Origin of the sequence: uncultured Paracoccus sp., assembly GCF_945915435.1 — a bacterium.
In the GTDB taxonomy this organism is placed as follows: Bacteria; Pseudomonadota; Alphaproteobacteria; order Rhodobacterales; family Rhodobacteraceae; genus Paracoccus.
This window is the reverse complement of record NZ_CAMEFG010000028.1, coordinates 1-13,740: the sequence shown is the minus strand read 5'-3', so window position 1 is coordinate 13,740 and position 13,740 is coordinate 1. Positions and strand designations below refer to the sequence as shown.

The window sequence follows — 13,740 nt, the reverse complement described above, 5'->3', positions numbered from 1 at the left end:
CGGACGCCAAGCGCCTAGGCAGGGTGCAAGTAACACCGTGATGCGATAAAGGCCATGCCGCTGCTTCTGTTGACCCGCCCCGAACCTGCCTCGCTCCGCTTTGCCCGGCAGGCCGAGGCGCTTGGGGCCGAGGTCGTGATCTCGCCCATCCTGCGGATCGAGGCGCTGCCCCATGACGGCGCGGCGCTGGCGGATGCGCCGGGGCTGGTCTTTACCTCGGAAAATGCGGTGCCCTTTGCCGGGCCGGGGCGGGGCCGTCCGGCGATCTGCGTCGGCCCGCACAGCGCCGCGGTCGCGCGGGCGGCGGGCTTCGACGCCATTACCGGTCCCGGCGACGCGATCCGGCTGGAACCGATGCTGAAGGACCTGCCTCCCGGCTGGCTGCATCCGCATGGCCGCCATATCGCGCGCGCGCTGCCGGTCGAGGGCGTGGCCGTCTACGACCAGCAACCCGTGGCGCTGAACGACCGCGCGCGGGCCGCGCTGGCGGGCGGGGGGCCGGTGATGGTCCCGTTGTTCTCGCCCCGCTCGGCGCGGCTTTTGTCGGCGCAGGTGCAGGGTGCGCGCGCGGCCCTATGGGTGGTGCCGATCAGCGCGGCGGCGGCGGGCGCGTGGGACGGCCCGGCGGCGCGCATGGCCGTCGCGCCCACACCCGATGCCGAAGGGATGCTGGCGGGGCTGGCCCAAGTCATGGCCGCGCAACATTCCTGACCGCTGCGGGTTGAGACGGTGCGGGCTGCCGACTACAGTAACCCTTGGCACGGGTGGATTCCGGTCCTGTGCGCAGCTGCCAGACAACGGGGAAATGATCGTGACAAAGCCAAAAGATCCGACCAGCGCAAGCAAACCGCGGGTGAAATCGACCCCCCGCAAGGACGCCGCCGCGGTCGGTGAGGTCCTGCCGAACCAGCCGTATCAGCCGGAGGCGCAGGGCAAGCCAGCCGATCCCAGGCCTGCCATCGAATCGTCGCTGGTGGGCAAGGACGGGGATTCGGCCCGCCCCGCCGCCAGCCGCAAGGCGGATGAGGGGGAAAAGCCGTCCTCGATCCCGGTGACAGGCCCGGCCACGGTCGCGAAACCCGATGCGGCGCCCGACGCCCGCCCCGCGACGCCCCCGCCCGCATCCGCCGCAACCCCGCCCGAGCTCCCCGAGCCGCGCGTGGTCGTGCGCAAGGCCGGGTTCATGCCCACCTTCCTGGGCGGCGTCGTGGCTGCCGGTCTTGGCGCTGCCGCGACCTATTGGGCGGTCCCGCATCTGCCGCCCGCATGGCAGCCCGTTCCCGCAGCCGTCCCCGAAAATGGCGAAGCCGACGTGCAAGCCGCCCGCGAAGCCGCCACGCAAGCCGCGCGGGCCGAGGTGCAATCCGCGCGCGACGACATCCTGCAAAGCGCGACCGAGGCCGCGACCGCCGCGGGATTCGAGGCCGCCCGCGCCGTGCTGGCCGAAGCGCCCGCCCCCGATACGCCGGCCCCCGAAACACCCGCGGATCAGGATGCCCCCGACCTTGCCGCGCTGGAACAGGCGCTGGCCCAGCAGGCCGATCGCCTTGCCGCGCTGGATGAACGTGTCGCGGGCCTTTCCACGCAGCCGCAGCCTGCGCCGTCGCCTTCGACCGCCGGGCTGGACCAGCCTTCCCAAGCCGGCCCTGCCGCCGATCCGGCGGCGCTTGGGTCGCTGCAAGCCGCGCTGGCCGATCTGCGCGGTCAGGTCGAGGCGCATGAAAACCGCTTTGCCGAACTGGGCGCGCAGCCCGCCATCGACCCCGATGCGCTGGCCGAGGTCCAGTCCCTGTCCGGCCGCCTCGCCCAGGTGCAGCAAGAGGTCGAGGCCGCTGCCCAATCCGCCGAGCAGCGCCTTGCCGAGGCGCAGGCCGAGGCCGACCGCGTTCGCGAGCAAACCGAACAGATCGCCCGCCGCGCCAGCGTCGCGACCATCGCCGCCGGGTTGCAGGCCGCCCTCGAATCGGGTGGCAGCCTGCAAGGGGGCATTGCCGAGTTGCAGGCCGCGGGGGTCGAACTGCCTGCGGCGATCTCGGCCGACCTGCCCTCGCTGCCCTATCTGCAACGCGACTTCGACGACGCGGCGCGCGCCGGGCTGCATGCCGCGCTGCGCGAGGATGCGGCGGGCGAGGATACGCTGGGCGCCATCGGGAACTTCCTGCGCGTCCAGACCGGCGCCCGCTCGGTCGAACCGCGAGAGGGGGGCGATCCCGACGCCGTCCTGTCGCGTGCCGCGGCCCAGGTGCGGGGCGGCGACATCCAGGCCGCGCTGGCCGAGATCGAGACCCTGCCCCCCGCCGGTCAGGATGCCATGTCCGCCTGGACCGAAAGCGCCCGGCGTTGGGTGGATGCCCGCGCCGCGATCGCCGACCTGTCCCGCAGCGTCAAGTAAGGGTTGCCAGATGTTGCTGTCTTTGCTGAAGATCCTGCTGTTCTTCGCGGTTGTCCTTGCGATCACGCTGGGTGCCATGCAGTTGTCCGAAACCGGGCAGCCGCTTCGTCTGGTCTATGACGGCGTCGAATACACGCTGGGTCCGGTCCAACTGTTCATCGTCCTTGTGCTGGCGCTGGTGCTGGTCTGGATCGTCATCCGGCTGCTGGGCCTGCTGTTTGCCACGCTGCGCTTCGTTGCGGGGGACGAAACCGCGATCAACCGCTATTTCGCCCGCTCGCGCGAGCGCAAGGGCTACAAGGCGCTGGCCGAGGGGATGCTGGCCATCGCCTCGGGCGAGGGGCGGCTGGCGCAGGACAAGGCGCACAAGGCCGCGAAATACCTGCGCGAGCCGCATCTGACCGACGTGCTGGCCGCGCAGGCCGCCGAACTGACCGGCGACGGCGCAAGGGCGACCGAGGTCTATCGCCGCCTGCTGTCCGACGACCGCACCCGCTTTCTGGCGGTGCGCGGACTGATGCGCCAGAAGCTGGCCGAGGGCGACACCGCCACCGCGCTGAAGCTGGCGCAAAAGGCCTATGCGCTCAAGCCCCGCCACCAGGAAGTGCAGGACATGCTGTTGCAGTTGCAAACCCGCCAGGGCGACTGGAAGGGCGCGCGCTCGGTTCTCAAGGACAAGCGCAAGCAGGGGCAACTGCCGCAGGACGTGGTGATCCGCCGCGACGCCGTGCTGGCCCTGCAAGAGGCAAGCGAGGTGCTGGCCAAGGAAAACTCGATCAGCGCGCGCGAGGCTGCGATCTCGGCCAATCGCGCAAGCCCCGACCTGATCCCGGCGGCGGTTCTGGCCGCGCGCAGCTACATGGCCAAGGGCGACACCCGCCACGCCAGCCGCGTGCTGCAAAAGACGTGGTCCGTCAGGCCCCATCCCGACGTCGCCGCCGCCTATGCGGAAATCGTCCCGGACGAGACCCCCGCCGCGCGCCTGCGCCGCTTCGACAACCTGATGCGGCAGAACCCCGATCACGAGGAAACCCGCCTTCTGCGCGCCGAACTGCTGCTGGCCGCCGAGGATTTCCCCGGCGCCCGCCGCGCGCTTGGCGACCTGGCGCAAAAGCATCCGACCACGCGCACCCTGTCGATCATGGCTGCGATCGAGCGGGGCGAGGGCGCCGACGATGCCGTCGTGCGCGGCTGGCTGACCCGCGCCATGACCGCAAGCCGCGGCCCGCAATGGGTCTGCGACAAGTGCCACAACGTCATGGCCCAATGGGCGCCCGTCTGCGACAGTTGCGGCGGCTTCGACACGCTGACCTGGCGCGAACCCGAGGGGGTCCACAGCACCGCCTATACCTCGCCCAACGGGGCCGAGATGCTGCCGCTGCTGGTGGGGGGCAAGACGGGGCCGGGTCATGTCTCGGAAGCGCCCATCGTCCCGGTGCCGCCCCGCAGCCCGGACGCCGCGCCCCGGGACGCGGCCCCCGCGCCGGTCGAGGATACCCCCAACGTCGCCCCCGGCATGGTGCCGCGCGAATCCGATTACGCGCCCACCCGGCCCGAACCGCCCGAGCCGGTGATGACCGTCACCGACCCCGAACCGGTGAAAGAGCCTGAACCCGAAACCCCGAAACCCGCACCCCAGCCGGTTGCGAAGCCGCAGCCCGCCGCGCCGCCGGCGGGCGAACCGAAGGCCGAAGCCCGGTCCGACAAGGCGAAGCCGTCCGAATCCCGGCCCGCCGCGCCCGTCGGTGGGGCGCAGGGTGCGCAGATCGTGTCGGACAAGGACATCGTGCCCGTCCGCCCCGATGTCGAGCCGATCGGGGACGATTGACCGGGCGGTCGAGGGGGCTGGCGAAAAAAACGCCCGGCCCCCTTTTCACCCGCGCCGGAACCTGCTATCCGGCGCGGCGCGCACCCGAAACAGGGGCCGCTTGCCGCAGTAGCTCAGCTGGTAGAGCACGTCATTCGTAATGATGGGGTCGGGGGTTCGAGTCCCTTCTGCGGCACCAGTTTCCCGAAATACGGGCTTTCCCGAAATGCAGGCATCTGGCCGGGATGGCTGACGGGTATGCCCACCTGGCAGGCCGCGCTGCCCGGCCTGTCGCTCGAAGCCGCCGGGCCGTGACCGATGCCGGATCTCGACGAGTAAGCAATGATGACCTTGACGCCCGACCTGATGATGCTCTGCCCGCCGCGACCCGTGGCGATGGCGCGGTTGAGGGCAAGCTACAGGGTGCATCGCTGGGACCTCGCCCCTGACAAGGAAGGGTTCATGGCGGAACATGGTCCGAAATGCCGGGCTGTGGCCACCAGCGGCCATATCCCCGTCACCCGGCGGATGCTCGAGGCGATGCCGGACCTGGGGATCGTCGCCTGTTCCTCGGCGGGTTTCGAGGCATTCGATATCGCCGCCCTGGCCGGGCGGAACATCGCCCTGACCAATACCTCGGCCGCGCTTTGCGGCGATGTGGCGGATGCGGCGATCATGCTCATGCTGGCGGCGCGGCGCAGCCTGGTCAGCGCCGATGCCTATGTCCGCTCGGGCGGGTGGGGGCGGAACGGCATGTTCCCGTTGCAGCGCACGATCGGCGGCCGCAGCCTGGGCATCGTCGGCATGGGGGCCATCGGGCAGGCCATCGCATCGCGCGCGGCGGGTTTCGGCATGAAGATCGGCTACTGGAACCGCCGTCCGCGGGATGTCCCCTGGTCGTATCATCCCGACCTGACCGCCCTGGCGCGCAACAGCGACAACCTGGTGATCGCCGTTGCCGGTGGTCCCGAAACACGGGGGCTGATCTCGGCCAGGGTGATCGAGGCGCTTGGTCCCGAGGGGCTGCTGGTCAATGTGGCGCGCGGGTCGGTGATCGACGAACCCGCCCTGATCGCGGCGCTTTCGGATGGCCGCCTGGGTGCGGCGGCGCTGGATGTCTATGCGCACGAACCCGATCCCGATCCGCGCCTTGCCGCCCTGTCAAACGTGACGCTGTTTCCGCATCATGCCTCGGGCACGGTCGAAACGCGCGACGCGATGGCGCAACTGATGGTGGACAACCTGGATGCCTATTTCGCGGGCAGGCCACTGGTCACGCCGGTGGATTTGTCGCGCTATCTTTGACGGGCGGCCCGGCACAGGCGCCGCGGTCAGGCCAGGAAATAATCCGGGTGCAGCTTGCGCAGTTCCGCCGCCATGCCGATGGATTGCGACAGGTGCTGCGTCATGGCCGCGCCCGCCTGTTCGGCTGAACCCGCGCGCAGCGCCCTGGCGATGCGGCGGTGATCTTCCAGGATACGGGCGGACTTGTCGCCCATCGGCAGGTGCAGGGTGCGTATCCGGTCTATGTGGATGCTTTCGCGCCTGATCGCGTCATGCACATGTTCCAGCCCCGCCGCGATGAAAAGCTCTTGGTGGAATTCGCGGTCCAGTTGGGCGAAGAGGTCCAGGTCATGGCCCGCGACTTCCTCTTGCAGGCGGATCAGGCGGTCGAGCGTGACGTGCAGTTCCGGCCCGGCGGTCCGTGCCAGGCGGATCGCGATCTCTCGCTCGATGGTGCTGCGCAGGAAATGCGCCTGCCGGGCCTGCTCGCCGTCGATCAGGGTGACGAGGGTGCGCGACTGGGGCTGGACGACGACCAGCCCCTCTTCCTGCAATTGAAGTAGGGCATCGCGAATCGGGGTCGAACTGAGGGCGTATCGTTCCTGCAACTGCTGCCGCGACAGCGCCGTGCCGGGGGGCAGTTCAAGCGCGATGATGCGGCGGCGCAGATCCGCGCGGATCTCGCCATCAGGGGTCTCGAATCGTTTCGGGTTTCTCATCCGTCGCCCACCCGCTGGTCTTTCGCGCCGGGCGCGCGCCCGCTGCTGCGGGCCAGTTCGCGGGTGGCGGGCCAGCGAAACAGGTCCGGGTGCTGCGCCGCCATCGTGTCGACACGCTGGACCGAGCCGGAGACATGGGCTTGCAGCACCTCGGTCGCGGCGTGGGCGTCCTGCGTCTCGATCGCGTCAAGGATCGCGCCGTGCTGTTCGATCGGATGGAACACCTGCCCGTGTTCGATGGCCAGCAGGTAGCGCAGCCGGTCCAGTTGCGCCTTGCGGCCCTGGATCAGCATCCAGATCCCACCCATGTCCTCCAACTCGAAAAGCGCGTGGTGGAATGCATCGTCGAGTTCGAGGAAGCCAAGGAAATCATCCCCTTCCAGCGCCAGCCGCTGACGCGCGATCAACCGGCGGGCAGGGGTGAGGTCAGGCGCCTCGCGCGTGCAAAGCCGCTGGATCAGGGGCGTTTCCAGGTTGATGCGCAGGAAATGCGCCTGCCGCACCGCCACCGGGTCGAAGGGCGTGACGAAGGTCGCGAACTGGGGCGCGACATGGACAAGGCCCTCCTTGGCAAGCTGCTGGACCGCATCGCGCACCGGGGTGCGGCTGGTGCCGTATCGTTCGGACAGCTCGCGGTCGTTCAGGATCGTTCCCGGCGGCAGCCCAAGCGAAAGAATCCGACGGCGCAGGTCGGCATAGATACTGTCCGAACGGGACCGGCGTCGGCGAAGGTGTTGCATGCTCAATATCCCCGGCAGACCCGATACACCGCCCACGCCCGCAAGGCCAGCGGTGTAGATTTATGTTGTATGTGACGCACAAATATATTAGTGCGCCAAACATGCGCATTTCAAGCCATGCGACTCGAACAGGGAGGAGAGCCTAAATGAGTGCGATCAGGACATTGCTGTTTTCGGCTGCGGCCATCACCGCCATGACGGGGGCGGGTTTTGCCCAGGTGGACTGGCCGAACCAGACGGTCAACGTCATCATCGGCGCCAGCCCCGGCGGCGACACCGATTTCAACGCCCGCACCTTTGCGCGCTATTTCGAGCAGGTGACCGGCGTTTCGATGGTCATCACCAACATGCCCGGCGGCGGCGCGACGATCGCGACCAGCGCGGTGCGCGATGCCGCCCCCGATGGCGCGACGGTTCTGTTCGGCCATACCGGCCACCTGATCGTGACCGAGGTTTCGGGCCTGGCCGATTACGGCATCGACGATTTCGAGATCTGTTGCGTCCCGGCGGTGGATCAGGGCGCGGTCTTCGTCACCAGCGCGCAATCCGGGATCGAGACGGTCGACGACCTGCTGGAACGCACGGGCGAGGACCCGGATGCGGTGATCTTCGGCACCGAATTCGGCGGCTATTCCCACCTGCAAGGCCTGTTGCTGATGAATGAGACCGGGGCCGAGATGCGGCTGGTCGATACCGGCTCGGCCGCCGAAAAGATCACCTCGCTGCTGGGTGGGCGCATCCAGGTCGCGGGCATCGCCTACGGGGCGATCCAGGACTATCACGAAGCCGGGCAGATGGCGGTGCTGGGTCAGCCCAATGCGGAACGCAACCCGCTCTTGGGGGACATACCCACCTTCACCGAGCAGGGCATCGATTTCGTGATGAACAACCCCTATATCATCGCCTTCCCGAAAGGCACCGACCAGGCGATCGTCGAGCGCATGGCGGAAATTTCAGCCGAGATTTCCCAGATCCCGGAATATGCCTCGGATCTGGAACAGGGCTTCCGCCAACCCGTGCTGTCCTACGGGCATTCGGAATCGCTCGAATTGCTGGGGGCGATCCGCGAAAATTACATGCAGTATCGCGACGCGCTGCAATCTTCGCGCTGAGTTTCAGGCCATCATGCGTCCGGCCCGTTCGGACGCATGATCCGCGAATTTTCCGACAGGCGAACAATCATGGCAAATTCCAGAACGAAGGGCCTTGTGGTCGGCGCGGCCATGCTGCTGACGGGCCTTGTCTATTTTCTTCTCGCAACCCGTGTGCCGGGTCCCGGCGGCGTGGACGCCGGCTTCTTTCCGACGCTGCTTGCGGTCGGAATGATCCTGCTGGGGGCGATCCACATGTTCCAGCACCGGCACCACCCCGCCGCCGCGGCCCCGCAGCCGGTCAGCGACGACATCGTCGAGCAGGCCCGCGCCGCCGCCGATGACGAGGATGCGCCGGTCGGCGAGGGCGCGCCGGACTACCTCAGCGTCGTCCTGTCGCTGCTGCTGATCGGGCTTTTCGTGCTGCTGATGCGGCCCATCGGTTTCGTCTTTGCCGCCGCGATCTACCTGTTCGCGCAGTTCGCGCTGCTCAGCCCTTCGGACCGGCCCGTGCCGTGGCTGGGGCTGGCGGTGCTGGCGGCGGTGGTCTCGGCCGCGATCTTCTTCCTGTTCCGCTACGGCTTCAGCCTGATGCTGCCAGCGGGTCCGCTGGCCCCGTTCCTGTAAGGAGAGCAAGCAATGGTAGATCTTTTTGCCGCCGGCCTTCTTGCCGCGATCCAGCCGCAGATGCTGCTGCTGATCCTTCTGGGCGTCGTCGTGGGCATCATCTTCGGGTCCATTCCCGGCCTGACCGCCGTGATGGCCATCGCGCTGTGCCTGCCCATGACCTACGGCATGTCGCCCGCCGCGGGCATGTCGCTGCTTGTCGCGCTTTTCGTGGGCGCGACCTCGGGCGGGCTTATCGCGGCGATCCTGCTCAAGATACCCGGAACGCCCTCATCCATCGCCACCACCTTCGACGGCGGCCCGATGATGGAAAAGGGCGAGGGGGTGAAGGCCCTGGGCGCGGGGATCGTCTTTTCCTTCATCGGGACGATCCTGTCGATCATCGCGCTTGTCTTTATCGCGCCGACGCTGGCGCGCGTGGCGCTGTCCTTCGGGCCGCATGAATATTTCGCCATCGCGATCTTTTCGCTGACGCTGATCGCGACGCTTTCGTCGGGTTCGATGACGACGGGCATCTTTTCGGGGCTGGTGGGCTTTGCCGTCTCGACCGTGGGAATCGCGCCGGTCGATGCGACCCGCCGCTTTACCTTCGGCATGGTCGAGCTGAATTCCGGTTTCTCGATCCTTGCGGTGCTGGTCGGCATGTTCGCCATCGCCGAGGTCATCAAGGTGGCCGAGGGCGGACGCGCGGGCAGCAACATCAAGATCATGGCCCCCGTCATGAAGGGCGTGAAGGGCTTCGGCTTCAGCATGAAGGAATTCTTCGAGCAGATCCCCAACGCCTTCCGTTCCTCGGTCATCGGCATCGTGATCGGCATCCTTCCGGGGATCGGCGCGGGCACCTCGAACATCCTGGCCTATATCGCCGCCCGCTCGCGGTCGAAGACGCCCGAGAAATTTGGGAAGGGCGCGCTGGAAGGTGTCGTCGCCCCCGAATCCGCCAACAACGCCGGGATCGGCGGCGCGATGATCCCGCTGCTGACGCTGGGCATTCCCGGCGATGCGGTGACGGCGATCCTGCTGGGCGGGTTGATGATGCACGGCATCCAGCCCGGCCCGATGCTGTTCGTGACGCAGGCCCCACTGGTCTACACGATCTTTGCCGCGCTGACGATTTCGGCCGTGGTGATGCTGATCGTGGAATTCTACGGGCTGCGCATCTTCGTCAGGCTGCTGGCCATTCCGCGCCATATCCTGCTGCCGATGATCCTTGTGCTGTGCGCCGTTGGGGCCTTCGGCCTTGCCAGCCGCACCTTCGACATCTGGACGGTGCTGGGCTTCGGCATCCTGGGCTATGGTTTCGTCAAGGCGGGCATCCCGACCGCGCCCTTCATCATCGGCTTCATCCTTGGCCCGATGGCGGAGACGAACTTCCGGCGCGGGCTGCAACTGTCGCAGGGCGAATTCACCGGCTTCCTGACAAACCCGATTTCCGGGGCCTTCCTTGCGCTGGCCGCGCTTTCGATCGCCTGGCAGATCTGGTCGGGCATGCGCAGGCGGCAACTTCAAACCAGCAACTGACGGCAGACCAGCCCGCCGCATCGGTGGCGGGCCGACCCAACGGAGACAAGATGACACCTGTTCGCAAAGACCCGTCCCAACTGCGTTCGGCCCGCTGGTTTGCGCCCGATGACCTGCGCAGTTTCGGCCACCGCTCGCGCATGATGCAGCTTGGCTATTCCCCCGAGGAATTCATGGGCCGCCCGCTTATCGGTATCCTCAACACCTGGTCCGAGATGAACTCGTGCCATTCGCATTTCCGCGAACGGGCCAAGGACGTCAAGCGCGGCGTCCAGATGGCAGGCGGATTCGCGGTCGAGATGCCCTCGCTTTCGGTGGATGAAAGCTTCACCAAGCCCACCTCGATGCTTTACCGCAACATGCTTGCGATGGAAGTCGAAGAGATGATCCGCTCGCACCCCTTCGACGGGGTGGTGCTGATGGGCGGCTGCGACAAGACCACGCCGGGGCTGGTCATGGGCGCGATTACGGCGGGGGTGCCGATGATCTACCTGCCCGCCGGGCCGATGCTGCGCGGCAACTATCGCGGCCAGCATCTGGGTTCGGGGTCGGATGCGTGGAAATACTGGGACGAACGCCGCGCGGGCAATATCGACGAAAAGGAATGGGAAGGCCTGCAAGGCGGCATCGCGCGCTCGGCAGGGGTGTGCATGACGATGGGCACGGCCAGCACCATGACCGCCATCGCCGACGCGATGGGGCTGACGCTGCCCGGCGCATCCTCGATCCCCGCCGTCGATTCCGGCCACCAGAGGATGAGCGCGGACTGTGGCCGCCGCGTGGTCGATATGGTCTGGGAGGACCTGACCCCCGACAAGATCGTGACCGGGGCATCCGTCCGCAACGCCGCCATCGTCGCGATGGCCACGGGCTGTTCGACCAATGCCGTCGTGCATCTGGTGGCGATGGCGCGCCGTGCGGGTGTCGATCTGTCGCTGGACACGCTGGACGAACTTGGCCGCGTGACGCCGCTGATCGCCAATGTCCGCCCCTCGGGCAAGGATTACCTGATGGAGGACTTCCATTATGCGGGCGGGCTGCGCGCCCTGATGGCGCAGTTGCGCGACCGGCTGGATTTGTCCTGCATGACCGTGACCGGCCGGACGATGGGCGAGAACCTGGAAGGGGCGAAGGTCTGGAACGACGACGTGATCCGGCCGCTGTCGAACCCGGTCTACCAGGAAGGTTCGCTTGCGGTCTTGCGCGGCAACCTCTGCCCCGACGGTGCGGTCATCAAGCCCGCGGCCTGCGATCCGAAGTTCCATGCCCACGAAGGCCCCGCGCTCGTCTTTGACAGCTACCCCGAGATGAAGGCGGCCATCGACGACGAAAACCTGGACGTGACGCCCGATCACGTGCTGGTGCTGCGCAATGCCGGGCCGCTTGGCGGGCCGGGCTTTCCCGAATGGGGGATGCTGCCGATCCCGAAGGCGCTGATCCGGCAGGGCCATCGCGACATGCTGCGCATTTCCGACGCGCGGATGTCGGGCACCTCTTACGGGGCCTGCGTGCTGCATGTCGCGCCCGAATCCTATGTCGGCGGGCCGCTGGCACTGCTGCGCACCGGCGACACCGTGCGGCTGGACCTGCCGTTGCGGCGGCTGGACATGCTGGTGGACGAGGCCGAGATCGCCCGCCGCCGCGCGGCATGGCAGCCGCCCGAGCCGCGCTTTGAACGGGGCTGGGGCTGGATGTTCTCGAACCACGTGACGCAGGCCGATACCGGCTGCGATTTCGATTTCCTTCAGCGCGATTTCGGTCGTGCTGCCGGCGAACCTGACATTTTCTGAGGGCGGGACCATGACGGACGACATTCTTGGCAAGGCATTGGGCGGTATCTCGGGCATCCTTGTGACGCCCTATGACAGCGACGGGGAAATCGCGCCCGCGCGCCTTGCCCCCATTCTGGACCGCGCGCTTGGGGCAGGGGTGCATATGCCGGTCGTGAACGGCAATACCGGCGAATTCTACGCCCTGACCACCGATGAGGCCGTGACGATGGTGCAAGAGGTGGCTGGTCTGGTCGCCGGTCGTGCGCCGCTCTTGGCGGGTGTCGGGCGGGGCATCCGCGACGCGCAACGGCTGGCCCGCGCCTCGGCGGATGCGGGGGCGGCGGCGCTGATGGTCCACCAGCCGCCCGATCCCTTCGTGGCCCCGCGCGGCATCGTCGATTACCTCAAGGCGGTGGCGGATGCCTCGGGTGGGCTGCCGATGATGGTCTATCTGCGCAACGACGCCATCGGGACGCAGGCCATCGTCGATCTGGTGTCCCTGCCCACGGTGCGCGGCGTCAAATGGGCGACGCCCAACCCCATGAGGCTGGCCGAGGCCATCGCCGCCTCCGATCCCGCGATCACCTGGGTCGGCGGGCTGGCCGAGGTCTGGGCGCCCGCGCTTTACGCCGTCGGTGCGCGCGGCTTCACCTCGGGGCTGATCAATGTCTGGCCGGAAATGTCGGTGGCGATCCATGCCGCGCTGGAGGCAAGCAATTACGCCGGGGCCAATGCCCTGATCGCGCAGATGCGCGTCTTCGAGGATATCCGCGCCGAGGAAATGAACGGCGCCAATGTCACCGGCGTCAAGGCCGCGCTCATCGGTATGGGGCTGGATTGCGGTCCGACCCGCCCCCCTTCGGCCTGGCCGCTGAACCCGTCGCAGCAGGAACGGCTGGACATTTTCCTGAAAACCAATGTTCTCAAGTGAGGCCCAGATGAACACCCCCATCCTTTCCGACGAAACCCGCGCCAGGCTGAAGAAGGTCTCGACCGCCTCGATCGCGACGGCGCTGTTCAAGCGCGGCCTGCGCAACCAGTTCATCCAGGGCGTCGTCCCGGTCGCGCCCAAGGATGAAAACATGGTCGGCCCGGCCTTTACCCTGCGCTACATCCCCGCGCGCGAGGACCGCAACCCGATCACCGCCTTCCGCAACGCCGACCACCCGCAGCGCGTCGCCGTCGAGACCTGCCCCGCGGGCCATGTGCTGGTCATGGATGGCCGCAAGGATGCCCGCGCGGCGACGGCTGGCTCGATCCTGATCACCCGGCTGGCGATCCGCGGCGCGGCGGGCGTGGTGACGGATGCGGGGATGCGCGACGCCGAAGGGATCGGCAAGCTGGACATGCCCGCCTATTTCGCGAAACCCTCGGCCCCCACCAACCTGACCCATCACGAGGCGCTGGACATCAACGTGCCGATTTCCTGCGGCGATGCGCCGGTCTTTCCGGGCGATGTGATGGTGGGCGACAAGGACGGGGTGATGGTGATCCCCGCGCATCTGGCCGATGAGATCGCCGAGGAATGCACCGGCATGGAAAGCTTCGAGGATTTCGTTCTGGAAGAGGTGCAGGCAGGCGCGCCGATCATCGGGCTCTATCCCGCCACCAGGGACGAGAACCTGGCGAAATACCAGGACTGGCGCGACCGCACCGGCCGCTGACCCCTTGCAAAGGCGGCCCCGGTGTGGCCGTCTCTTACCATTACGGAAAAAAGGATCCCTTCATGCCTTTCACCCCACATGGCAAGCATCTGATCGCAGGCGACTGGGTGGGCGGTGCTGCCC

General features: G+C 67.6%; 12 protein-coding genes and 1 tRNA gene. 11 read left to right on the top strand and 2 right to left on the bottom strand.

All coding sequences use genetic code 11. The features are described 5' to 3' along the window. The first annotated feature begins 54 nt into the window (after window positions 1–54). The 5 genes from Q0O97_RS10670 to Q0O97_RS10650 all read left to right on the top strand — a co-directional run bounded on the left by Q0O97_RS10670 (window position 55) and on the right by Q0O97_RS10650 (window position 5,504). On the top strand, window positions 55–711 hold the full coding sequence (locus Q0O97_RS10670; protein ID WP_294928636.1) for a uroporphyrinogen-III synthase: 657 nt from the start codon (window positions 55–57) through the stop codon (window positions 709–711). A 142-nt stretch (window positions 712–853) separates the two neighbouring features. Next, window positions 854–2,392 (top strand): hypothetical protein, encoded by a 1,539-nt coding sequence (locus Q0O97_RS10665; RefSeq protein WP_294928633.1) that lies wholly within the window; start codon window positions 854–856, stop codon window positions 2,390–2,392. Window positions 2,393–2,402: 10 nt separating this feature from the next. Further along, window positions 2,403–4,220: a heme biosynthesis HemY N-terminal domain-containing protein gene (locus Q0O97_RS10660; RefSeq protein ID WP_294928630.1), complete on the top strand. Its 1,818-nt coding sequence runs from the start codon at window positions 2,403–2,405 to the stop codon at window positions 4,218–4,220. 102 nt (window positions 4,221–4,322) lie between these two features. Beyond that, window positions 4,323–4,398, top strand: a tRNA-Thr gene (locus Q0O97_RS10655). Window positions 4,399–4,541: 143 nt separating this feature from the next. Then, a complete protein-coding gene (locus tag Q0O97_RS10650) occupies window positions 4,542–5,504 on the top strand; it encodes a 2-hydroxyacid dehydrogenase (protein ID WP_294928627.1) in 963 nt (320 codons plus the stop codon). Window positions 5,505–5,530: 26 nt separating this feature from the next. Here the strand turns inward: Q0O97_RS10650 and Q0O97_RS10645 are convergent, their stop codons facing one another. Continuing rightward, window positions 5,531–6,202: a GntR family transcriptional regulator gene (locus Q0O97_RS10645; protein ID WP_294928578.1), complete on the bottom strand. Its 672-nt coding sequence runs from the start codon at window positions 6,200–6,202 to the stop codon at window positions 5,531–5,533. Next, entirely contained in the window at window positions 6,199–6,942 is a 744-nt protein-coding gene (locus Q0O97_RS10640; RefSeq protein WP_294928576.1) for a GntR family transcriptional regulator, read from the bottom strand. The genes Q0O97_RS10645 and Q0O97_RS10640 overlap by 4 nt, the downstream gene beginning before the upstream one ends. 146 nt (window positions 6,943–7,088) lie before the next feature. Here Q0O97_RS10640 and Q0O97_RS10635 point away from each other — a divergent pair, with 146 nt between their 5' ends. The 6 genes from Q0O97_RS10635 to Q0O97_RS10610 all read left to right on the top strand — a co-directional run bounded on the left by Q0O97_RS10635 (window position 7,089) and on the right by Q0O97_RS10610 (window position 13,617). Next, window positions 7,089–8,054 carry a tripartite tricarboxylate transporter substrate binding protein gene (locus Q0O97_RS10635; protein ID WP_294928573.1) on the top strand — a complete coding sequence of 322 codons (966 nt, stop codon included), beginning with the start codon at window positions 7,089–7,091 and terminating at the stop codon, window positions 8,052–8,054. 69 nt (window positions 8,055–8,123) lie between these two features. Next, window positions 8,124–8,660, top strand: coding sequence for a tripartite tricarboxylate transporter TctB family protein (locus tag Q0O97_RS10630; RefSeq protein WP_294928570.1), 537 nt, complete (start codon window positions 8,124–8,126; stop codon window positions 8,658–8,660). A 12-nt stretch (window positions 8,661–8,672) separates the two neighbouring features. Then, complete coding sequence (locus Q0O97_RS10625; protein ID WP_294928567.1) at window positions 8,673–10,181, top strand: tripartite tricarboxylate transporter permease; 1,509 nt, start codon at window positions 8,673–8,675, stop codon at window positions 10,179–10,181. Window positions 10,182–10,231: 50 nt separating this feature from the next. Further along, entirely contained in the window at window positions 10,232–11,971 is a 1,740-nt protein-coding gene (gene araD / locus Q0O97_RS10620; RefSeq protein ID WP_294928564.1) for an L-arabinonate dehydratase, read from the top strand. A 10-nt stretch (window positions 11,972–11,981) separates the two neighbouring features. Continuing rightward, the gene (locus Q0O97_RS10615) at window positions 11,982–12,884 is read left to right on the top strand and encodes a dihydrodipicolinate synthase family protein (protein WP_294928561.1); all 903 of its coding nucleotides are present in this window, start codon (window positions 11,982–11,984) and stop codon (window positions 12,882–12,884) included. A gap of 7 nt (window positions 12,885–12,891) precedes the next feature. Then, window positions 12,892–13,617 (top strand): ribonuclease activity regulator RraA, encoded by a 726-nt coding sequence (locus Q0O97_RS10610; protein WP_294928558.1) that lies wholly within the window; start codon window positions 12,892–12,894, stop codon window positions 13,615–13,617. Window positions 13,618–13,740 lie beyond the last annotated feature (123 nt).